Source organism: Chitinophaga sp. S165 (assembly GCF_003182155.1).
Taxonomy (GTDB): Bacteria; Bacteroidota; Bacteroidia; order Chitinophagales; family Chitinophagaceae; genus Chitinophaga.
Genome location: NZ_QGTG01000008.1, coordinates 90,554 through 112,548, shown reverse-complemented (window position 1 = coordinate 112,548; position 21,995 = coordinate 90,554). Strand labels below are relative to the sequence as shown.

At 47.3% G+C, this 21,995-nt stretch carries 15 protein-coding genes; 2 read left to right on the top strand and 13 right to left on the bottom strand.

Going from position 1 to position 21,995, the window contains the following annotated elements:
- Positions 1-84: 84 nt before the first annotated feature.
- Complete coding sequence (locus C7475_RS25405; RefSeq protein WP_110056225.1) at positions 85-1,032, top strand: class I SAM-dependent methyltransferase; 948 nt, start codon at positions 85-87, stop codon at positions 1,030-1,032.
- A 6-nt stretch (positions 1,033-1,038) separates the two neighbouring features.
- On the opposite strand, the gene C7475_RS25400 is transcribed toward C7475_RS25405, so the two are convergent.
- The 13 genes from C7475_RS25400 to tgt all read right to left on the bottom strand — a co-directional run bounded on the left by C7475_RS25400 (position 1,039) and on the right by tgt (position 20,583).
- Entirely contained in the window at positions 1,039-2,808 is a 1,770-nt protein-coding gene (locus tag C7475_RS25400; RefSeq protein WP_110056224.1) for a von Willebrand factor type A domain-containing protein, read from the bottom strand.
- A 428-nt stretch (positions 2,809-3,236) separates the two neighbouring features.
- The gene (gene hpt / locus C7475_RS25395) at positions 3,237-3,773 is read right to left on the bottom strand and encodes a hypoxanthine phosphoribosyltransferase (RefSeq protein WP_110056223.1); all 537 of its coding nucleotides are present in this window, start codon (positions 3,771-3,773) and stop codon (positions 3,237-3,239) included.
- 19 nt (positions 3,774-3,792) lie between these two features.
- On the bottom strand, positions 3,793-5,508 hold the full coding sequence (locus C7475_RS25390) for a glucosaminidase domain-containing protein (protein ID WP_110056222.1): 1,716 nt from the start codon (positions 5,506-5,508) through the stop codon (positions 3,793-3,795).
- Positions 5,509-5,544: 36 nt separating this feature from the next.
- The gene (locus C7475_RS25385) at positions 5,545-6,189 is read right to left on the bottom strand and encodes an O-methyltransferase (RefSeq protein ID WP_110056221.1); all 645 of its coding nucleotides are present in this window, start codon (positions 6,187-6,189) and stop codon (positions 5,545-5,547) included.
- A gap of 35 nt (positions 6,190-6,224) precedes the next feature.
- Entirely contained in the window at positions 6,225-6,923 is a 699-nt protein-coding gene (locus tag C7475_RS25380; RefSeq protein WP_110056220.1) for a TIGR00730 family Rossman fold protein, read from the bottom strand.
- A gap of 649 nt (positions 6,924-7,572) precedes the next feature.
- Positions 7,573-8,154 carry a hypothetical protein gene (locus tag C7475_RS25375; RefSeq protein ID WP_110056219.1) on the bottom strand — a complete coding sequence of 194 codons (582 nt, stop codon included), beginning with the start codon at positions 8,152-8,154 and terminating at the stop codon, positions 7,573-7,575.
- 27 nt (positions 8,155-8,181) lie between these two features.
- A complete protein-coding gene (locus C7475_RS25370) occupies positions 8,182-9,588 on the bottom strand; it encodes an FAD-binding oxidoreductase (RefSeq protein ID WP_110056218.1) in 1,407 nt (468 codons plus the stop codon).
- Positions 9,589-9,615: 27 nt separating this feature from the next.
- Positions 9,616-10,638 (bottom strand): PorP/SprF family type IX secretion system membrane protein, encoded by a 1,023-nt coding sequence (locus tag C7475_RS25365; RefSeq protein WP_110056217.1) that lies wholly within the window; start codon positions 10,636-10,638, stop codon positions 9,616-9,618.
- Positions 10,639-10,642: 4 nt separating this feature from the next.
- Complete coding sequence (locus tag C7475_RS25360; protein WP_110056216.1) at positions 10,643-14,308, bottom strand: PKD domain-containing protein; 3,666 nt, start codon at positions 14,306-14,308, stop codon at positions 10,643-10,645.
- Between the two features lie 256 nt (positions 14,309-14,564).
- Entirely contained in the window at positions 14,565-16,676 is a 2,112-nt protein-coding gene (gene recG, locus C7475_RS25355) for an ATP-dependent DNA helicase RecG (protein ID WP_110056215.1), read from the bottom strand.
- Positions 16,677-16,832: 156 nt separating this feature from the next.
- Entirely contained in the window at positions 16,833-18,152 is a 1,320-nt protein-coding gene (locus C7475_RS25350) for a citrate (Si)-synthase, eukaryotic (protein WP_110056214.1), read from the bottom strand.
- A gap of 198 nt (positions 18,153-18,350) precedes the next feature.
- A complete protein-coding gene (locus C7475_RS25345; protein ID WP_110056213.1) occupies positions 18,351-19,430 on the bottom strand; it encodes an LptF/LptG family permease in 1,080 nt (359 codons plus the stop codon).
- A gap of 22 nt (positions 19,431-19,452) precedes the next feature.
- Positions 19,453-20,583, bottom strand: a complete 1,131-nt coding sequence (tgt, locus tag C7475_RS25340; RefSeq protein ID WP_110056447.1) for a tRNA guanosine(34) transglycosylase Tgt — start codon at positions 20,581-20,583, stop codon at positions 19,453-19,455.
- Positions 20,584-20,778: 195 nt separating this feature from the next.
- On the opposite strand from tgt, the gene C7475_RS25335 reads away from it, so the two are divergent.
- The gene (locus C7475_RS25335; RefSeq protein WP_110056212.1) at positions 20,779-21,912 is read left to right on the top strand and encodes a glycosyltransferase; all 1,134 of its coding nucleotides are present in this window, start codon (positions 20,779-20,781) and stop codon (positions 21,910-21,912) included.
- Positions 21,913-21,995: the final 83 nt, after the last annotated feature.

Genomic DNA, 21,995 nt, shown 5'->3' with positions numbered 1-21,995 from the left:
ATACTTCCTCTATAAAAGGCTGTCCGCCACAAGTGGACAGCCTTTGTCTTTCTTACTTTTATATTTTTTATTTTTACAGGATACATGTTCGATCCATCCAAACTTCAGATGCTGGAAAACCGGCTGGTAAAAGTGTTCAAACACCTGCGCAAAGCTGCCCGCCGGCAGAATATTACCTGTTACCGGGTATATGATGATGATATTAATGAATTCCCCTTCAGTATAGAATTGTACGAAGACCACATTTATGTGGCCGAATACCAGCGCCCGCATGGTATGGATGAAGAAGCGCATGAAAACTGGCTGGACAGTAGTCTGGAGGTGATATCCAAAGTGCTGGAAGTACCGCTGGAGAAGATCTTCGTAAAACAGCGCCAGCGTAAAGCCAGCAGACAGGACCAGTATGAAAAGCTATCTTTTGAAAGCCATGAGATGACCGTACAGGAGGCAGGACTGAATTTCAAGGTAAACCTGTCTGACTACCTCGATACCGGTCTTTTCCTCGACCACCGTATTACCCGTGGAATGGTAAGAGAGATTTCAGCCGGCAAAAAAGTACTGAACCTTTTCTGTTATACCGGCTCCTTCTCAGTGTATGCTGCCGCTGGCGGTGCTAGTCAGGTAACATCTGTAGACCTGTCCAAGACCTACCTGGCATGGGCCGAAGAAAACATGCGCCTGAATAATTTTGATGTCACCAAACACAGCTTTGTTCATGCCGACGTATTGCAATACCTGGATACTCTTCCGGAAGAGGAATTTGATCTCGCAGTACTCGACCCGCCCACCTTCTCCAACAGTAAACGTATGAAGGAGTTCCTGGACATCCAACGGGACCATGTAACTATCCTGAACAAAGTACTTAGGGCAACCAAACCGGGTGGCGTGATCTATTTTAGCAATAACTACCGCCGTTTTGTACTGGAGAGCGACCGCATACTGGCTTCCGAAATAAAGGATATTACAGCCCAGACCATGCCCTTCGATTTTCAGCAGAAACTGATCAGGAAGTGTTATAAAATTATACGTTAAGGCAGGTCAATCTTCAATTTTACCGGACTTCTTCAATCCTTTCAGCAGGACGATGAATTCCTTTCGGTAACCGCCGGGATCATCTCCCAGTGATCGCTTTGCTATATCCATCACCATATTACAGGTTCCATTGCCTTTGTAGGCCGACTTTCTGAGCAGCATGCCCATCAGGGCCACTGCACTGGCAAACCGGAAATCGTTGGAGGCTTCTTTGAAAAGGGTGAGTTCTCCCGATACCGTATAGCTGATGGTCTTCATGGTTGTATCAACGGCCTCCCGGTAGCTTAAATTGACAGTAGCCAGTGAACTATCGGCCGCAGCCATTCCATCCTGTGGAACGATCTCATACATCGCTACGGCGCAATGCCCGGCTCCGATGATGCCTCCGGAAATCTTATCACTGGCTGTATCTTCTTCCTGGATCACCTTATTCTCGTAACCTATCAAACGGTAAGACTTCACCGTACGTGGGTTAAAGACCACATCAGCCTGGATATCTTTGGCCACTGTAAACAAGGTGCTGCCAAACTCCCTGGCGAAGATCTTATTGGCTTCTTCCAGGTTATCGATATAGGCAAAATTGCCATTCCCTTTACTGGACAAAGTCTCTAATTTGGAATCCTTATAGTTCTTCATCCCAAACCCGAGGCAGGTTAACAGTACCCCTGTCTCCTTTTTTCCCAGGATCAGCTGTTCCATGTCATGATCACTGGTTTGCCCAACGTTGAAGTCACCATCGGTTGCCATAATGACCCGGTTATTCCCGTCCTTGATAAAATTCTCTTCCGCGATCTGATAAGCCAGCTTGATGGCCGCCTCTCCTGCCGTAGCTCCACCTGCACTGAGATAGTCAATTGCATTCAGGATCTTCACCTTCTCATTGCCGGGCGTACTGGGCAGGATGATGCCCGGAGCACCCGCATACGCCACGATAGCCACATGATCATTGCTACGCAGGTTATTAACCAGTATCCGGAAAGCTGCTTGTAACAGGGGTAGCTTATTCGGCGTAGCCATAGAGCCGGAAACGTCTATCAGGAAAACGAGATTGCTGGGAGGCAGGCTATCCACGTTCACTGACTTACCGCGGACGGCTATCTGTAACAAACGATGTTCGTCTGCCCACGGGCAGGTAGCATATTTGCTGTAAATGGCCAATGTCTGACCAGGAGGAGGCAGCGGATAATGGTAATGGAAATAGTTCAGCATCTCCTCTATGCGTACGGCATTGACAGGGATCTTCTCTTTCAGCTTTACAAAACGCCGGATATTGCTGTAAGCTGCTCTATCCACATCTATAGCGAACAGAGAAGTGTTCTTTATGCCGGTTTCGACAAACTTGTTCTCGTATAATGTCCCGTAGGTTTCATCAAAGAAAGCGCGGGTACCCATACCGGAATTACTGTAATTTGGATTAGAGCCATTGGAAGAGCGCTCCCGGGCAATAGCTTTCGCCTTTTTAGCCACATCCTCCTGTATCTCTTCACGGCTGTTCAGCTGAACAAGCATACGGCTGTATGCTCCCGCAGACAAGCTTTTTGGGAAGTATCCGTTGTGCTGGAATAATAATATCGCGTCCTGAGAGGGCACCGCAATGCGAAAAAGTCCGTACTGGTTCGTAATAACCTTTGCGGTATCGTGGTTTACTGTGACGATCACTCCGGGCAGGGGATTGTGAGAGATGCTATCTTCGACTGCCCCTGAAATCCATATCTTCTGAGCTCTCCCAGGTACAAGGATAATTAAGCTGACAAGCAGCATAAGGAGCCTTTGCATCAGTTTTGCATCAGTTATACATAAATATAATAAAATTGGCAGGAGATTAGGTTATGATCGCGAGGATTTATCGATACAATATTGGGTTGGGGATGTGATTGGAAGCGGGTGTTGATGACGATCGATACAAATTTCCCGAGGGGATGTTTTACGACGTTCGTGGGTTTCCCCCGGGGTTATCGCGTTCACGACGTTCGGGGTTCCAATATTCCCGACGTTGTCCCGGGGTTGACACCCCGCGCTACAAATAGGGGACTCCTAACGGAGTCCTATTGTGTTTTGTTGATCGGCGTTGATGAATTAAATCGCTTCGGTACGACTCCGTTAGGAGTCGCTTGTTTGTAGCCCCGGGGTGACAACCCCGGGTGATAATGAATCCCCCCGGGTGCTAACGCGGGGTGATAATGAATGCCCGGGGAAACAAATTATTATTCACACAGTTTATAAATTTCAGGCAGGTTCCGTCCAAGACCGTCATAATCCAGACCGTAGCCCAACAGGAATTTATTAGGAACCGAGAAGCCCAGATAATCGATCTTAATAGGATGTTGTAATGCCTCCGGTTTGGTGAGCAGCGAAGCGATCATCAGTTTTTTAGGCTGCTGGTGTTCCAGCTGTGGCAGGAACTGGCTCAGTGTTTTACCGGTATCCACAATGTCTTCCAGGATGACAACCGTACGCCCATAAAGGTCTTCATCGAGGCCAATGGCCTGCACTACATTGCCGGTAGATTTCATCCCTTTGTAAGAAGCCAGTTTGATGAAAGATATTTCCGCTTCAATGGTGAGGTACTTAAAAACATCTGCGGCAAACATAAAGGAACCATTGAGAATAGCGATGAACAAAGGCTTTTCGCCTTTCAGGTCATTGCTGATCGATGTAGCCAGTTCCTGGATGCGCTGTTGTATTTTATCAGCACTGATATATGGCTCAAACTTTTTGTCATGTACCTGGATAACAGACATATGATTCCGATTAATGTGATTAGATTTTACCGACCAAAAGCCGTTGTCCTATTTTGATATCAAAGTTCTCCAGATGGTTCCATTGCTGCAACTGTTCTACCGTTACGTTATAACGTTTGGCAATACCATACAATGTTTCTTTCGTCTGTACTTCATGATACAGTGAATTACCATCCCTGATAGGGCCACCTTTGTCGGCAGGCGTAGCTGCTGGCTGAGATGGCGCACTTGCAGGTTGCGCCGGAGATGTTGCTACCGGTACAGCAGGTTGCTCAGATGCAGGTGTTGAAGACACTGGTGCAGCTGGCTGTGTAGCAGGTTTTGAAGAATATGCAGGTTGCGTTGACGCAGGTGTTGACTGAACAGGCCGTGCAGGTTCTGTACCTGAAGGCGCTGTATCAGCTGGCCTTGAAGAATATACTGGTTGCGAACCTGATGGCTGTGTTGCAGCTGGTTTAGAAGATGCCGGCTGTGTTGCAGCAGGTTTTGATGAAGCGGGAGTACCCTGTACTGCGCCACCACCAGTGGTTTTCACGTCTCCGATCTTTTTCAGGTCATCTACCATACCCGCAGGCAAATTACTCTGAGGTGCAGCAGGTTGTTGTTGCTGCTGTTGTGCGGCATTCTGCTGTGACAGTTCCTGTTGTCTTTCTATTTCTGTTCTTACATCTTCCACGATCTGTCCAGGGTTCAGATCTCCTTCAGTAGGATCTTCTGCAGGCGGGTACTTTGCAAGGCGCGGAGCTTTATTAGCATAACCAGCCAATGCCAGCCGCTCTCCTACTTCCGGTTCCTGGCCTTCCTTCATTTTATTACGGCGGCGCAGCCAGCGAAGCTGAATACCTTCAGCCTGGGCGATGTCGAACATCGTCTCGCCTGCGGCTACTGTATGGTAATCGTTCTTACCTGATTTAGCTTTCTTCTGCAGGAAGATGAATGTTTCTTTCGGCAGCGGATTATCATTCTCCAGGTCATTGTAATGAACCAGATTACGCAGTTTGATATCACGCTGGTCGGCTATCTGTATCAGCGATGTACCAGCAGGCACCAGGATCACCTTGCGGTCATTGATCTGGAATACACTGCCTTTAGGAGCATTCGCTTTGGTGATACCTGTTGATTTTCCAGGAGCAGCTGTTGGTGCTTTAGATGGTTTGGAAACTATTATTTCGTCACCGGTCTTCGCATTGCCCGTTCCTGCTTTGGTTACACCCTCGCCTTCCAATGTGTACTGTTGCAGATTGTAATCTTCGATGAGTTTGATCAGCTGCTGCGGATAGGTATTGCTGGTAGCATAACCTGCCTGTTTGAGGCCATAGGCCCACGATTTATAGTCTTCTTCCTGGAATTGGAAGAGGAAAGCATAACGGGGATTATTCCGCAGAAAGTCTGAGTGGTCCTTGTAGGAATCAGCAGCTGAAGGATATTTACGGAAGCACTCCTGGCGAGCATCATCGTCATACCTGACACTTTCGCCTGTCCAGTTGTTCTTACATTTTATGCCGAAGTGGTTGTTAGAGTTTTGTACAAGCCAGCTGCCACCTGATTGTGTTTCCAGGATGCCCTGCGCCAGCTTGATAGAAGCAGGCACTCCACTGCGCTGCATTTCAGCAATAGCAATGTCCTTATACTTTGCGATATACTGCTGTGTAACCGGAATTTGCGTTTGCGCTTTCAGCAATGGCATGCAGCCAAACAAAAAGCTACACACTAAAACGGATCTCCTTAGTTGCATGTATTGAATTTAATGGGTGTGGTTTGTGTAAGCGGATCAGCTGATCTTCCTGATGATCAATAAGCCATCTCTGAGTGTGAGCAATAACTGTTCCGCTCTGCCGTCAGCCGCTACTTTTTCGCAGAAACTGATCATGGCTTTTGCATTGTTGCTTTGTTTTGATGGTTCAAGTAGTGTCTCTCCGTGAAAGAGCACATTATCCGCCAGTATAAATCCTCCCGGACGTATCTTACTCCAGACCAGATCGTAGTATTGCTCATAGCCGGCTTTATCTGCATCGATAAATACCAGGTCAAACATATCATCCAGCTGCGCTATTACATTTGCGGCCTTACCGATATGCATTTTTATTTTTCCGGATAATCCTGCTTCTGCAAAATAGCGCTGGCACATTTCCTCTCTTTCCTCGTTCACATCGATAGTATGTAGTATACCACCCTCCTTTAATCCCTGTGCCAGGCAGATAGCTGAATAGCCGGTATAAGTCCCCAGTTCCAGTACCTTTGCCGGTTGGAGCATATGGCTCACCAGGCTCAGGAACTGTCCCTGCAGGTGGCCGCTTAACATATGCGGCTGGTCTACCTTCAGATATGTTTCACGGTGTAAGCGTTTCAACACGTCTGTTTCAGGACTTGTATACTTTTCTGCAAACGCTTCTACAGCAGCAGGAATTATATCCATGTTGTATAATTTTTGCAAAAATATGTCAATAAATCCTAGAAGTTGGGTCGCAGCTTGTTTGTTGTGTAGAATACCCTGAAATATTCCACCACTTCATCGGCAGTGTCGAACAGCTTTAACAGGCCCAGGTCCTCCGGAGAAATATTACTTTCTTTCTCCATCATGGTGCTCCGGATCCAGTCCAGCAGCCCACTCCAGTACTCCTTCCCTACCAGCACCATCGGTGTTTCCGTCATCTTCTTGGTTTGGATAAGGGTGGCCACTTCGAAAAATTCGTCCATTGTACCAAAGCCTCCGGGCATCATGACAAAGCCCTGGGAATATTTTGTGAACATCACTTTACGTACAAAGAAGTAGTCAAAGTGCATGTTTTTGTCGTGGTCAATATATGGATTAGGGTTCTGTTCGTGCGGCAATGAGATATTCACTCCTACAGATTTTCCCTTTACTTCCTGCGCGCCTCGGTTGGCAGCTTCCATTACACCCGGACCACCACCTGTAATGATGCCGAAACCTTCATCCGCCAGGCGTTTGGCGATATCATGCGCCAATTCATAATACTTACTTCCGGGTTTTGTACGTGCAGAACCGAATATAGATATGCAGGGGCCCATTTTTGCGAGAGATTCAAACCCATCCACAAACTCGGCCATGATCTTAAATATCTGCCAGCTGGAATGAGCTTTTGTTTCTGTCCAGTCCCTCTCCTTCAAGTGCATTAAACGATCGTTCATCTGAGAGTTATTTGTTCAATTATTGGCTAAAATACTGAAAACTGCCGTGAATATGACAGCATTGTAACAGTGCTGGATATTTATAGCACGGATCAGTCTCCCAACACCCGGATTGAATGTAGGCGGATGCGGCAACTGCGGAAACATTGCTGAGCTGATGAGGGAAATGGTTATTTAAAAGAAGCAGGTAACTTGAAAGAAACCCGCTTAACATTTAACACGTTATGAACATGTAGTTGCCGTTGTTTGACATACCACATAATTTTTATCCATAGCTGGCCATAACGTATAACGTTCAATGCTTTGTTTCTTTCCAGGTTAGTAGTAATGTAAGAATTGCAGCCTGCAATAGCAGGAGTGTAAACAGTACAGTGTTTTCATATAACGTGGTTTAGTTTCTCTCTTATTGACCTTAATTGGAGGAGGGTCAATTTTTACTTAAAATACAGATAATCTTTGTGAATTCCTAACTTGATAACAACAATTAAGGTTTCACAATCAATGCTGTTGGGTTAACGGGAAAACATACTGTATAAACACGCAGGTGGCAGGGAAACTTGTCGCAATACATCCGGGAAACAGAAAGGGATCAGGCATTAACGGATGTATTGTCCTTTAATGCCTGATCCCTTATATAGATAGTTTCTTTCTAGAATCCCAGCGATGCGCCTACACGCAGTATCAGGCCATTCTGATAAGGAGACCTGCTGTCCTGCAACACATCATACAAAGCCATTATACTGAACGCTGCACGGCCGCCGATAGGCTGTGTATAACCACCTCCCATCAGTAAGCTTGATACACCATAGCTGTCCTTGACAATTGTTTTAGGATCAGTATCGTAGTAAGTGCTTTTCAGGCTAACATGGTTATACTCCGGCTGAACATGTATAAACAGGAAATCCAGTGGATATACCCTGCCCCATACACCGCCACCAAATATGCTGTACTGGTTGCGTTGACCGGTATTGCCATAATAATCGCGGAAACGCTCAGAGCCATATTGTGCATTAATGGCCAGCCCCGCAGCGAACAGCTGCGAAATGCGATACCCTACCAGCGGGGATATGTTGATATTGGTGTAATCTCCGAATGCCAGTCCCAGTGAGCCTCCTAAAATAAGGCGGGATGCGTCAAATCCTTTCCTGCTGCTTGTATCCGTTTTATAATACTGTGCATGTACAAGTTGTACAGCCATCAGCAGTAAAAAACACAACAATAAACGTTTCATATTACTGTCCTTTTAAGTGGTTTATCATCAATCAAAAATCTTTCCCCTGTTCAATATATTGGATGGATCGAATACCTGTTTGATCTGCCGCATCAGCTGCATTGAAGTATTATCAAATATCACATCCATATAGCTTTTCTGTACCAGGCCTATACCATGTTCTCCGCTGATAGTTCCTCCCAGCTGTTTTACCAGCAGGAAGATCTCTCGGATACCTTCTTTCAGCGTACCGTTCCATTGCTCTTCTGTCAGCTCTCCACGGATGATATTCACATGCAGGTTACCATCGCCGGCATGTCCGTAACACACTGAATGGAAACCATATTTATGTCCGATATCTTTTACACCTTTCAATAACACTGGCAGTTCTGCACGTGGCACTACGGTATCTTCTTCCTTGTAAACAGAATTGGCTTTTACCGCTTCTGCTACCCGGCGGCGTAATTTCCAAAGTTCTTCTTTCTGCTGATGATCTTCTGCAAAAAGGATCTCTCCACAGTCGAATTCAGTCACTACTCCTGCAATTCCCTCCATTTCCTGCATCAGCACTTCGGTATAGTTCCCGTCCACTTCTATCAGCAGGTGCGCCTGTACATCATCTTCTATTTTGACAGTACTGCTGTCCACATACTTACTTGCCCAATCCAGCGCATCCCGTTCCATAAACTCCATGGCGGAAGGCGTAAATCCGGCACGGAAGATAGCGCTTACCGCTGCACAGGCGTTTTCAGCGGACCGGAAAGGCACCAGCATTAACAGGTTGAACTTAGGCAGTGGTATCAGGCGAAGCACGATCTTGGTCACAATGCCAAGTGTGCCTTCACTGCCCACTACCAGTTGCGTCAGGTTATAGCCGGTGGCATTTTTCAGTACGTTTGCCCCTGTCCAGATCACATCCCCGGAGGGAAGCACCATTTCCAGGTTCAGCACATAATCTTTCACCACTCCATATTTAACAGCTTTAGGTCCTCCGGAGTTCTCGGCAATATTACCCCCGATAAAACAGGAACCTCTGCTGCTGGGGTCGGGGGGATAGAATAAACCTTTTTCTTTTACAGCGTCCTGCAATACTTCCGTGATCACACCGGGTTCTGTAGTCACCTGCAGGTTCCTTTCGTCCAGGTCCAGGATACGGTTGAAACGTTCCATAGAGATCAGCACACCGCCCCATTGCGGTAACGCACCGCCACTCAGACCGGTACCGCCGCCACGGGGAGTGACGGGCAGCCCTTCCTGCTGACACAAACGCATGATACGGCTTAATTGTTCAGTAGTATCCGGTTTCAACACTACCTCCGGGAGATAATGCAAATCTTCTGTTTCATCATGTGCATAGTTGTCCAGACTTTCTGTATCCACTATGACGTATGTTGCACCTACTATCTCACGAAAAGCTTCGAGATGGCGGGTATTTACTTTCGCGAAATCGATCATGTAACAAAAATAGGAAAAAGCATCCTGTTAAAAAGAAGGACAAAATACGGACCTCTTGGCGCCTGAAAAACTACGGTTAGGATACAGGCCGGTATAGACAATTCCGACCTCATATGCACCACGGCGATTATTGAACTGTGCCAGCGAGGATGTAGTCACGTCATAACTAAACATGATCTTCACAGTTTTCAGCTGATAACCTACCAGGAATACAGCCGCATCTTTCATACGGTAATAGGCGCCGCCATACAACTGTGTTTCCCCGTCACCGGAAAGGTTATAAGCGAGGTTGCCCCCGATTACCGTTTCTGTGGCATTCGCCTGCCGTCCGTAGTAGGCAGACGGGTTCAGTATCACTTTATCACTCACCTTCAGACTGGCATTCAGAAAACCGATATACCGGCGTGCGATCTGGTTATTTCCCTCATAGAACGTTTCCCGCGGCTGATTCACGTGTTGCGCCGAAAGGCCGGCATTGATATAAATATTGTCGGTTGGAAAATAAGCGTAGTTCATCCCTACCTGCATGTCAAAGTAGGAGATCTTCGTTTGATTAAAAGGTTCTGCAGTAGGTACCTGGGCATCAAAGAATTTTCCGTTCCACTGGTCTCCAAACGTCAGCTTCGTTACATCCACTCTTTTACTGGCAGATCCTACATTGAAACCCAGTGACAGCAGGCTGCTCTGGCCGAGCAGCTGGTGATAAGCTATGGACCCGTATACTTTGGTGGAGGTCAGGTTGCCGCTGCCTGCCACATCCCTTAATATCACCCCTCCTATTCCTAACCAACCATATTCAAGTCTGTCGCGGAACAATTGAAAATCGCCAAAGGCAGACATCGTTTTATATGGTACCGGAATACTGGCCCACTGGTTGCGGTAATTGATGCCGATACGGTAATTACCATCCGGTATGAAGCCTGTGTTAGCAGGGTTTGTAGTAAGCGGAGAGTTAAAGTACTGAGAGAAATGCAGGTCCTGTGCACTCCCCTCCAATGCTGCGGTTAACAACATTATACAACCTACGATGTTTTTAAAAATCTGCTTCATATCATCATCTTAACAAGGTTACGCTTCCATTCTTGGTAGCAGTGGTACCGTCACTAAACTCTACGTTGATCACAAATGCATAGGCATCCATAGGTTGTACAGCGCCTTTGAAGCTACCGTCCCAACCTAATAAAGGATCATTTGTTTCGAAAACCATCTGACCCCAGCGATTATAGATCTTCATATTAAACTTGGCAATACCAAATCCTTTTACCAGGAATACATCATTTACACCATCCCTGTTCGGCGAGAACGCGGATGGGATATCAAACAGCGGTATTACGATAGCACTCACCTGCTTGTGGGCCGTATCCTGACAACCCGCGCTGTTTCTGGATATAAGGTATACATCATATACACCGGTCTTGTTATACTGATATACCGGGTTAGGCAAGGTAGAACCTTCTCCGTCACCGAATTCCCACAGGAAGTTAACAGCATCCGGTGAAGACTGGTTAGTGAACGTGATAGGCGTATTCTCTACCGGCTTAGTTGGTGAATAATCAAAGTCGGCCGTTGGTGGCGGGAATACCGTGATCACCATCGTAGTATCGTCTGTTATGTTACAGGTGCTGCTATCCACTGCATGTAATGATACAGTATAGCTGCCCGGATTGTTATATGTATGTGTCGGACTTATTTCATTTGATTCGGGACTGCCATCACCGAAGTCCCATGTAAATGTTTCACCACCACTGGTCGTATTCAAAAATTCAATAGTGGCAGGTACACAGGTACTATCCGGCGCATCAAAGCGTGCTCTCACATTCTGTGCTACACGCAATGTAACGGTATCAATATCGGGTGCGTTACAATAGTTCGTATCTACCAGCGTCAATGTTGCATTGTAAACACCTTCTGACAGATAACGATGTGTGTATGGGAAATCGGTAGGACCCACTTTAACAGGCGCAGTACCATCCCCGAAGTTCAATTCAAATGAAGTAGCAGTAAATGGCCGTGGCGGAGTTGGCGCTGAGAAACGGAACTCGTAATTCAGTTCCTCACATGGCGGAAGACGATCGGCAGTCATATCGAAAACTGCTCTGTCAGTACGGATACGCAGATCCAGTTCGGCGGTATCGCAACTGTTACAACTGGCAGGATCACACTTCACCAATGTCACCCTGTAGTTACCGGGATTATTGTAAGTATGTTGAACAGTATCACTCGTACCAACTACAGGCGCAGAGCCATCTCCAAAGTTCCATGTCCAGGTTTGTGCAGGCGTGCGTGTTGTATCAATGAAAGTGATCGTAGCAGGTACACAATAGTTAGTTCTTCTTTCCAGTGTTTTGATACCAGCTCTTACACCGTCAAGGTTAAAGGCGATCTTCAAAGCTCCCAGGTTACAGTTAGGCGGAGCAGTGGTTGCATATGCACCCGGCGTAGTCGGATAACGCGGCCTGAAACCTGACCGGCTGTTAGGACACCATGCACATATACCCTGATAGATCACACCATTACGATCGAAACGGCTGGTTCCACCATCCACATGTTCGTAAGTACCATTACCACCAAAGTAACTACCGAACAGGATATCCGTAGCATCACGCTGCAATACGAAGAAATAGAAATCCTGGCTGTCGCTTCCCGGCTGTAATGGATTTTTCAACGGCATTCCGGAGGTATTGGAATTCGGATAATGCAGGTCTATATCGATACCACCGCCCCATCCGGATACATACACATTTTCACAACGGTCTACCAGGAACGCTACCGGTGAAATGCTTGGTGTAGAAGCACCTTTACCAAACGTTGTGGAGTATACGAATGCCGACAGGTCGGGCTGTAGTTTTGAGATGAATTGTTTCGAGTTGTTATTGTAAAAGCTACCTGTATTAGGCGCCTGCTGCGTTGGCCAGGTACCTTCAGTTGTTCCCATTACATACACAAAACCACGGGAATCCAGCTGAATGCCATACACCTGATCTGCCGCTACGGTATTAGCGCCCAGGTAGGTGCTCTGTAACAGGCTAGCACCATCTGCACTGATATGTGCAATGAAGCCATCACATATACCTCCTCTGTATGTTCCATAGATTGGATTACCTCTTATAGGGAAGTTATTACTGGCAGTACCACCGGCTACGTACAATGTGCCACCGTTAAGTGCCAGCACATAAGCTGCATCTTCTTTGCTTCCGCCAATAAAGCTGGCCCAGAGCAGGGCATTACAATCCGGATTTATCTTCAGTAATACGCCATCCTGCGCACCGCCGAAACTTCCCTGGAATACGCCGGGAGTTACAGGAAACCTGTCAGAACGGGTACAGCTGGCTACATAGATATCTCCTGAATTATCTATTACTACTTCACTGCGGGCGTCGTCGCCATAGTTGCGCAGCAATGTTGAAGCTCCGAGTGTTCTGTCTTCACGGATATTCACACCATCATCACCAGGGCTGGCCACAATAATAGAACCGATGATAGCGGAACCAGTAGCGTTGATCTTGGTCACTGCAATATCCCATCCACCGCGGTTACCAACTACTGTCGGCTGACCGCCATTAGGACCGGGATAGTTTCCGGAAGTGGTCCTCCCTGAGATCACGAGGTTGCCGGCAGCATCTACAAAGAGGCTATGCGGCTGTTCCTTTCCTCCGCCACCCAGATAGGTGGCATAGACCAGGTTACGGCCATTCGGAGAGAACTTACTGATCCCTATATCAAAACCGCCTTCAGCATAAGTATTCTGTACGGCGCCCGGAGTAACGGGATAACCTACGTTAAACACGATACCTCCACCATAGAAAGCACCTGCGCCGTCATAGGTAGCAGTAAAACCCCAGTTATCAGCCTGTGAACCGGATACCGTAGAAAAGATATAAGAAGGATCGATGATCAATGGATAATTACTATCGTATTTGCCTGATACCTTGAAACGCAGCTTCAATCCGCTCAGTGCATAAGACACTTTTACGGGTACACGCTGGTTATCAATGTACTGATAAGCAAAAGGCATTTGTTCTGTCACTGTACCAACAGACGTTGTGATGATCAACTGTTCCTTTTTGATATCCAGTTTATCCACACCGGTATATTGCAGTTGGATCTGGGAAGGATCAGCACCGGGCTGCACGATGAGGTCATACTTCAGGACACCCGCTTCTGAATACACCTGCATATCAATACCTTGATATAATGCTTTATAGTTAACGAGTTGATAAGACTTTACGTTTGACTTCCATTTAGACGGGTCATTGCCAATGAAGTAATTAGAATAACTTTCATCAGCCTTTTCCGCAGAAATTTCGGGAGTTCCTGCATTCAGGAAGGTCACTTCATATGCGTGTCCTTTTACGACGGGAACCGGCATCGGAGATGAACCATTATCGCTATCACTTCCGGTACGTGCATTTGCAGCACCTGGCGCTGTCGGGCCGGGATAGCTGGGATGAGGCACATAAACAGTATCTGTACCGCCATGTGAATGACCATGCATTTTTTCCGCCAGTTCGTATCGTTGTTGTTTATCCTGCAGCAGGAATGTAAACCCTGTGCGTTTCAGGAAAGCGGCGCCGCCACCCATATCGGTTTTGTAGAGGAAATCACCGTTCCACTGTCCTTTATTCTCGGTAAACTGCAGGGGTTTGTTATCATAGATTTCCTGTACCTGCACCTGTGCACTGGCCTGAACGCCTGCAAAAAGCGAAAAAAGGAAAGCCAAGCAGCTTATAGGGAAAGTAAAATTCAACGGAGTAGATTTAAATTGTTTATTCCTAGTTCTTTATCACTATTATAATACGTAATAACGCAGACGACGGTACATTTGTTACCGCAATAACAGCGCCAATTCAATAAAGTAGCATCATCCCCAAAAACACCGGCTTTATAATAAGATGGCGGAAACGGGCCGGAGTTTAAAATAAGTCAATATATACCTGCTTGCCGGGGCGCATTTAAATAATAAACGTAAAAGTGGCTCAGGAAATTTTACTCCACTGAGATTTTCCTTGCTGTGCAGCCAGAAACTGCTGTAAGGATTGATTCTCAGGCGTTGACAGGTCAGGGTCTTCCTGTAGTATTTTCTCCGCACTGGCGCGTGCGGCTTCCAGTATCGGCCTGTCCTCAACAATATCAGCCAGTTTCAGATCAAGTAGCCCGCTCTGGCGGGTGCCTTCAATGTCGCCAGGACCCCGTAATTCCATATCTTTTTCCGATATCACGAAACCGTCATTTGTTTGCACCATCACCTGTATGCGCTCCTTGGAGTCAGCACCGACCTTGTTACCCGTCATAAGGATACAGAAAGACTGCTCCGCTCCCCTGCCCACACGGCCGCGTAGCTGGTGCAGCTGGGAGAGGCCAAACCTTTCCGTACTTTCAATGACCATCACGGAAGCATTGGGTACGTTCACTCCCACCTCGATAACGGTAGTTGCGACCATGATCTGCGTATCGCCTTTTACAAAACGCTGCATATTAGTTTCCTTCATGTCCACGGGTTGGCGGCCGTGTACCATGCTGATATAATACTGGGGCTCGGGGAAGAAGGCTTTCACTTCCTCATATCCCTTCATCAGGTTCTCGTAATCAAGTGTTTCCGAATCTTCGATCAACGGATACACGATATATGCCTGCCGGCCTTTACGGATCTCGTCTTTGATAAAGTCCATGACCTGCGGCCGCTGGAACTCTGTGCGATGCACTGTTGTGATGGGCTTACGACCGGGAGGAAGTTCGTCTATCACAGATACGTCCAGGTCTCCATACACGGTCATCGCCAGGGTACGGGGGATCGGGGTGGCCGTCATGACAAGTATATGCGGGGGCATCGTATTTTTTTCCCAGAGGCGTGCGCGCTGGGCCACACCAAAACGATGCTGTTCATCCACAATGGCCATACCCAGGTTCTTAAACACAACCTGGTTTTCCAGGAGGGCATGGGTACCGATCAGCAGATGGATCTCGCCATCCGCGACCTCTTTCAGGATCTGTTTGCGGGCCTTCCCTTTCACGTTCCCGGTAAGCAGGGCCACTTTCACCGGCATGTTCTCCAGCAATCCGGCAATGCTTTTATAATGCTGTTGTGACAGGATCTCGGTAGGCGCCATCAGGCAGGCCTGGAAACCGTTATCGACCGCCAGCAGCATGGTGAGCAGGGCAACCATTGTTTTACCGCTACCCACGTCCCCCTGTATCAGGCGGTTCATTTGCCGGCCGGTAGTAGTATCCTGGCGGATCTCTTTCAGTACGCGCTTCTGCGCTCCTGTCAGAGAGAAAGGCAGGTGATGGTTATAAAAAGTATTAAAAGCTTCCCCCACTGTATTGAAGATAAAACCATGCGACAGCTGTTGCCGTCTGATCTTCAACCGGCAGATCCTGATCTGTGCCAGGAACAGCTCTTCAAACTTCAAGCGGCGACGGGCCTGATTGGCGTCATCTTCTCCTGCCGGCAGGTGGATCTTAAAATAAGCTTTTGCTCTGTCCATCAACCGGTATTGCTGCAACACGGGTACCGGGATATTTTCCGGGATCTCACCGGGAGATAACTGTTCCAGCAGTCCTTTTGTGAGCTTGCCGATAGCCTTTGCAGTCAGCCCTCTTGCCTTCAGTTTTTCGGTCGTATAATATACAGGCTCCAGGAAAGGTTTCCCGGTAGCTATTTCTTCTGTGAGCAGGTCCATTTCAGGATGGGACATCTGCAGATAACCATTGAATACGGAGATCTTTCCGAACACCAGGTAGGATACATTCTGCTGCAATGTTTTCTCCATCCACTGCCATCCCTGGAACCATACCAGGGAGATCTCTCCCGTCTCATCCCGCAGGTTAGCCACCAGCCTTTTCGCACGCTTATCTCCTATCACTTCAAGACGCGTGATCTTTCCCCGGATCTGTACATAATCCATCTGCATATGCAGACTGATAACCTTTTCCACTTTTGTACGATCTACATAGCGGAAGGGAAAATAGTACAGCAGGTCCCTGAAGGTATGCACGCCTATTTCTTTACGCAGCAGTTCTCCCCGCTGCGGGCCTACTCCCTTCAGGTATTCTATCGGATTGGATAATATGGCGTTCTTGAAATCCATAGACTACGTTCCACAGGCACTGAAGTTATTCCCGGCCTGCGAACATGCAATTTTACGTTTTAAAGGTCTGGCTTTTTTTCTCTTAAGCAGGTACAAAAATAAAAGGTAAACAGCATACACTATTTACCTTTTAAAATATTGTTAGCAAGTAACGTTTTACTCAGCTTCCACCTTGCCTTCCACGAACTGTTTCATCCATTCTGTAGTAACGGATTTAGGTCTTTCGAGTGAGAAACCAAGTGCACGGTCCCAACACAGGGAAGCCAGTACACCCAGCGCACGGGATACGCCGAATAATACGGTGTAGAATTCATATTCAACCAGGCCATAGTGAACCAACAGCGCACCGGAATGTGCATCTACGTTAGGCCATGGGTTCTTGATCTTACCGAGGCTTTCCAGGATCGGTGGTACAGTTTCATATACCAGCCATACGATACGTACCAGTTCATCATCAGACAGGTGTTTCTTTGCGAACTCCATCTGAGCAGTGAAACGAGGGTCGGTTTTACGCAATACTGCGTGACCGTAACCTGGTACTACCTTACCTTCAGAAAGGGTCTTGCGTACGTAGTCTTCGATCTGCTGTTTGGTTGGCATACCACCACCCAGTTCTTCGCGCATATCGAGGATCCACTTGATCACTTCCTGGTTAGCCAGACCATGCAGCGGACCTGCCAGGCCGTTCATACCTGCAGCAAATGACAGGTAAGGATCGCTGAGTGCAGAACCTACGAGGTGAGTAGTGTGGGCACTTACGTTACCACCTTCGTGGTCAGCATGAATGGTCATGTAAAGACGCATCAGTTCTTTGAAACCTTCGTCTTCATAACCCAGCATGTGAGCGAAGTTACCAGCCCAGTCCAGCAGACCGTTAGGCTGTATGTGGTTACCACCTTTGTATTTACGGCGATAGATATAAGCAGCGATACGTGGCAGACGGGCAATGAGATCCATTGCATCGTCATACATGTAACTCCAGTAATCTTTTTTGTTCATGCCTTCTGCATATGCTTTCGCAAATCCAGATTCTGTTTGCATAGCCATTACACCTACGGTGAACATGGTCATCGGGTGTGTGCTTACCGGCAAAGCGTCAATAGCAGCAAAAACGTGGTTAGGCACGTGAGAACGGCGGGCCCACTGGTTAGAGAGGTGCTGAACATCGGCTTCAGCCGGCAGTTCTCCAATCAACATCAGGTAAAATAATCCTTCCGGCAAAGGCTCGGCGCCACCTTTAACTTTCGGCATTTTCTCCCGCAGTTCCGGAATAGAATATCCACGGAAACGGATCCCTTCGTTTGCATCCAGCAATGATGTTTCTGTCACCAGGCCGGTTATGCCGCGCATACCCTGATAGACTTGTGCCAATGTAACATCCTCTATCTTCTTATTGCCATGGTTCTTCACGAGGTCCTTCACTTCCGCATTGAGCTCATCGGCCTTTACCTTGAATTTTTCTTTTATATACCCCATTTTAAACTGTTGATTAGGTAATGATAACAAAAAATCGGATCAATTGTCAAAAGTAATGATTTGTTGAAAACTTAGCAGCTTACAATTCGTGGAATTACAGATAGTAATAACCTTCATAACTTTGAACCAACTGATTTCCAATATACAAATAAGTAAATATTATTGTTAACACAATAAATTAAAGAAATGTGAAATTTTCTATTTCGGCGCCCTCAGATAGAGCCAGAAGGCCAGCCCGCCGAACAGGAAATTGGGTATCCACACTGCCAGTAAGGGATTGAGGTCTGCCTTAATAGAAAATACCGTGGAAAACTGCAGGAAGATAATGTAGCTGGCGCTGATCACTATTCCAACAGCAAGGTGCAATCCGCTTCCTCCTCTTACTTTCTTAGAGGCAATGATCCCACCGATCAGCGTCAGGATGATCACCGCTCCGGATGAAGCCGTACGCCTGTATTTTTCAACGTAGAATATATTCAAACCTTCAGCTCCCCTTAACTCCTCCCTGGCTATGAACTTGTCCAGCTCGGGCGTGGTCATGGCTTCCTGCATATTCTTTTCTTCATACATCTCTTTAGGGTTCAGGGCGATCTTGATCGAAGTATCCGGCTTTGTCCACCAGTATTCTTTCAGCCCGTTAATGGTACGCATGGTCACATAGTCCAGCTTCCACTTTCCTGTGGTGGAATCCCAGGTTACGCGGTCGGCCTTCATTTTGAACATGATGTTCTGTCCGCGTACATCCTCCAGCAGGAAGTTACCGCCACTTTTATAATTGGGGTCATAAGACCCGAATGTCACATAGGTGAAACTGTCCACACGGATGGTCTTGTCATACATGTTCACCTGGACCTTCTTTTTATGTACGTAATCGGCTTCAAACTTGGTCCTTATCTTATTGGCGATCGGCACGGTCCACCTGTTCCCCAGCCACAACAAGCCTCCGAAAAGGATAGCGCCTACCCAGTACGGACGTAAAAAGCGGCGGAAGCTCACCCCACTACACAAAATGGCCACAATTTCCGTCCGGTAAGCCATTTTGGAGGTAAAGAAGATCACCGATATGAAAATGAAGAGCGGGAACAACAATGCGGCGATATGAGGAATAAAGCCGAAGTAGTAGTCAACTACGATGGTGTAGAAAGACAGGTTGTTGCTCATGAAGTCGTCTATCTTCTCCGTCACGTCTATCACCACGGAAATGACGAGCAGGATCATGAGGGAGTAAATAAAGGTACCTATGAACTTACGCAGGATATACCAGTCTATCTTTGTCATATAACGGCAAGATAATATAAATCTAAAGTCTTTGTTTCAACTGTGGCACCATACTATTTTTCCAGGTGGCATAGTTACCTGCCAGGATCTGTTTCCTGGCTTCTTTCACCAGTTCCAGGTAAAAGGCGATATTATGGATGCTGGCCAGCTGCATACCCAGGATCTCTCCGGCGGCAAATAAATGGCGCAGGTAGGCTTTGCTGTACCGGCTGCTGGCAAAGCATGGGCTATTCTCATCTACCGGGGTAAAATCGGTCGCCCATTTCTTGTTTTTTATATTGATCACCCCATTCCAGGTGAACAGCATTCCATTACGTCCGTTACGGGTTGGCATCACACAGTCGAACATATCCACACCCAGGGCGATGTTTTCCAGGATATTCCAGGGAGTGCCTACGCCCATCAGGTAACGGGGTTTCTGTTCCGGCAGAATGTCGCATACCAGACCGCACATTTCGTACATGTCCTGCTCCGGCTCTCCTACGCTCAGTCCACCGATGGCATTGCCTGCACATTCCCTGGCAGCGATCTCCGTAGCGGAGATGGTACGCAGGTCTTTATAGGTGCTGCCCTGTACGATCGGGAAAAGCGTCTGTTCGTGACCATAAGCGGGTTGAGTTTCCGCCATGCGTTTGATACAGCGGTCCAGCCAGCGGTGGGTCAGTTCCATAGACTTTTTCGCGTAGCGGTATTCTGAAGGGTATGGCGGGCATTCATCGAAGGCCATGATAATATCGGCCCCGATAGTGCGCTGGATATCCATCACGTTCTCAGGAGTGAACAGGTGGCGGGACCCATCGATATGAGACTGGAATACAACACCTTCCTCCTTGATCTTGCGATTGGCAGCCAGTGAAAAGACCTGGTAACCACCGCTATCCGTCAGCAGGGGTCTGTCCCAGCCATTGAATTTATGTAGTCCGCCCGCCTGTGACAGTACGTCCATTCCGGGACGGAGATACAGGTGATAGGTGTTACCCAGGATGATCTGAGCCTGCACATCGTCGCGCAACTGTTCCTGCGTCACTGCCTTTACACTGCCTACGGTGCCTACCGGCATAAAAATAGGCGTTTCGATCTTCCCATGACCGGTGGTGATCACGCCGGCACGGGCTTTACTGTTGCTATCTGTTGTTGTCAGTTCAAAAATCATCTCGGTATACTGAAAGCTTGAGGCAATTCCTGCCATTTTCAGGGGGCAAAAATAAGGGGAATTATGCAGAAAGCTTCATGACGGGCCGGGAAAGCGGCAGACAACCGGGGGATATGTTAGCCTTATTCCTTTTTAAAAATCTTTTTTTCCACAGGCTTATACAGATAACACAAAACGTATATATTTGCTGTTGCTATGTTGTATAACTTGGGCTTATTAGCCTTTTACGCCTTTGCTACCGTTGCAGCCATACAAATATTGTATTACCTGTTCTTCTTTTCCCGGGTAGCTTTTTATCGCCGTACCTTCGAAAATGATATCGATCCCGATACGGAGTGTTCTGTTATCATCTGCGCCAAAGACGAGGAGCTGAACCTTCAGAAGAACCTGCCCTCGGTATTGCTTCAGCGATATCACGACAAGAAAAAGCCGGCCTATGAGGTGATCGTTGTCAATGATAATTCTGAAGACGATACGAAATATTACCTCCGCTCCATCGAACCCGGATATCCCCACTACCGCCATATCGAGATCAAACAAGCCGCCAAGTTCATCCCCGGAAAAAAATTCCCGCTCTCTATGGGCATCAGAAGTGCCAAATACGAAAACATATTGCTGACAGATGCTGATTGCAAACCATCCAGCACCTATTGGTTGTCACTGATGAGCCAGGGATTTACTGAAGGAAAAGAGATCGTACTGGGTTACAGCCCCTACGAGAAGAAACCGGGCCTGCTGAACAAAGTGATCCGTTATGAAACTTATTTCAGTGCATTACAATACCTGTCTTTTGCACTGAGCGGTATTACCTATATGGGAGTGGGCCGTAACCTGGCATACAAACGCGAACTGTTCAACCGTCATAAAGGGTTTACTGCGCATCATCATATTGCCTCCGGCGATGATGATCTGTTTGTCAATGCTGCCGCCAATAGCCGAAATGTTGGGGTAGTGATCAACAAACAGGCATTCACTTACTCAGAGCCTAAAACAAGCTGGAAGAAATGGTTCCAGCAGAAAACAAGGCATATGTCTACGGGTAAACATTACCGTTTCGGACATAAGCTCCTGTTGGGCCTGTTTTCTCTGAGTCACTTCCTCTTCTATCCATTATTCGCTGCAAGCGTTTTCTACGAGCCGCTCCGCATGTATACGCTGAGCGTCTTCGGAGGTAAACTGCTGCTGCAATCTGTCATTTCCTTTATGGCGATGCGTAAGCTGGATGAGGCGGACCTCTTCAAGTTCAGCCTGTTCATGGACTTCTTTATGTTCATTTATTACCTGATCTTCACACCTGCCCTGATGTTCAAGTCAAAGAACAGGTGGTAGGCCCTGATAAAGATATACCAGACGGCTGTCTCAGAGAGGCAGCCGTTTTTTATTGGCGCAAGCTCTTTACATTTGCACCAATT

Bases quoted from the DNA above. Each gene is read 5' to 3' on its own strand.
- C7475_RS25350 (WP_110056214.1), bottom strand. From the start codon at position 18,152: ATGGGGTATATAAAAGAAAAATTCAAGGTAAAGGCCGATGAGCTCAAT.
- C7475_RS25365 (WP_110056217.1), bottom strand. From the start codon at position 10,638: ATGAAGCAGATTTTTAAAAACATCGTAGGTTGTATAATGTTGTTAACC.
- recG (WP_110056215.1), bottom strand. From the start codon at position 16,676: ATGGATTTCAAGAACGCCATATTATCCAATCCGATAGAATACCTGAAG.
- C7475_RS25375 (WP_110056219.1), bottom strand. From the start codon at position 8,154: ATGAAACGTTTATTGTTGTGTTTTTTACTGCTGATGGCTGTACAACTT.
- tgt (WP_110056447.1), bottom strand. From the start codon at position 20,583: ATGATTTTTGAACTGACAACAACAGATAGCAACAGTAAAGCCCGTGCC.
- C7475_RS25385 (WP_110056221.1), bottom strand. From the start codon at position 6,189: ATGGATATAATTCCTGCTGCTGTAGAAGCGTTTGCAGAAAAGTATACA.
- C7475_RS25405 (WP_110056225.1), top strand. From the start codon at position 85: ATGTTCGATCCATCCAAACTTCAGATGCTGGAAAACCGGCTGGTAAAA.
- C7475_RS25335 (WP_110056212.1), top strand. From the start codon at position 20,779: ATGTTGTATAACTTGGGCTTATTAGCCTTTTACGCCTTTGCTACCGTT.
- C7475_RS25380 (WP_110056220.1), bottom strand. From the start codon at position 6,923: ATGAACGATCGTTTAATGCACTTGAAGGAGAGGGACTGGACAGAAACA.
- C7475_RS25400 (WP_110056224.1), bottom strand. From the start codon at position 2,808: ATGCAAAGGCTCCTTATGCTGCTTGTCAGCTTAATTATCCTTGTACCT.
- C7475_RS25370 (WP_110056218.1), bottom strand. From the start codon at position 9,588: ATGATCGATTTCGCGAAAGTAAATACCCGCCATCTCGAAGCTTTTCGT.
- C7475_RS25345 (WP_110056213.1), bottom strand. From the start codon at position 19,430: ATGACAAAGATAGACTGGTATATCCTGCGTAAGTTCATAGGTACCTTT.
- hpt (WP_110056223.1), bottom strand. From the start codon at position 3,773: ATGTCTGTTATCCAGGTACATGACAAAAAGTTTGAGCCATATATCAGT.
- C7475_RS25390 (WP_110056222.1), bottom strand. From the start codon at position 5,508: ATGCAACTAAGGAGATCCGTTTTAGTGTGTAGCTTTTTGTTTGGCTGC.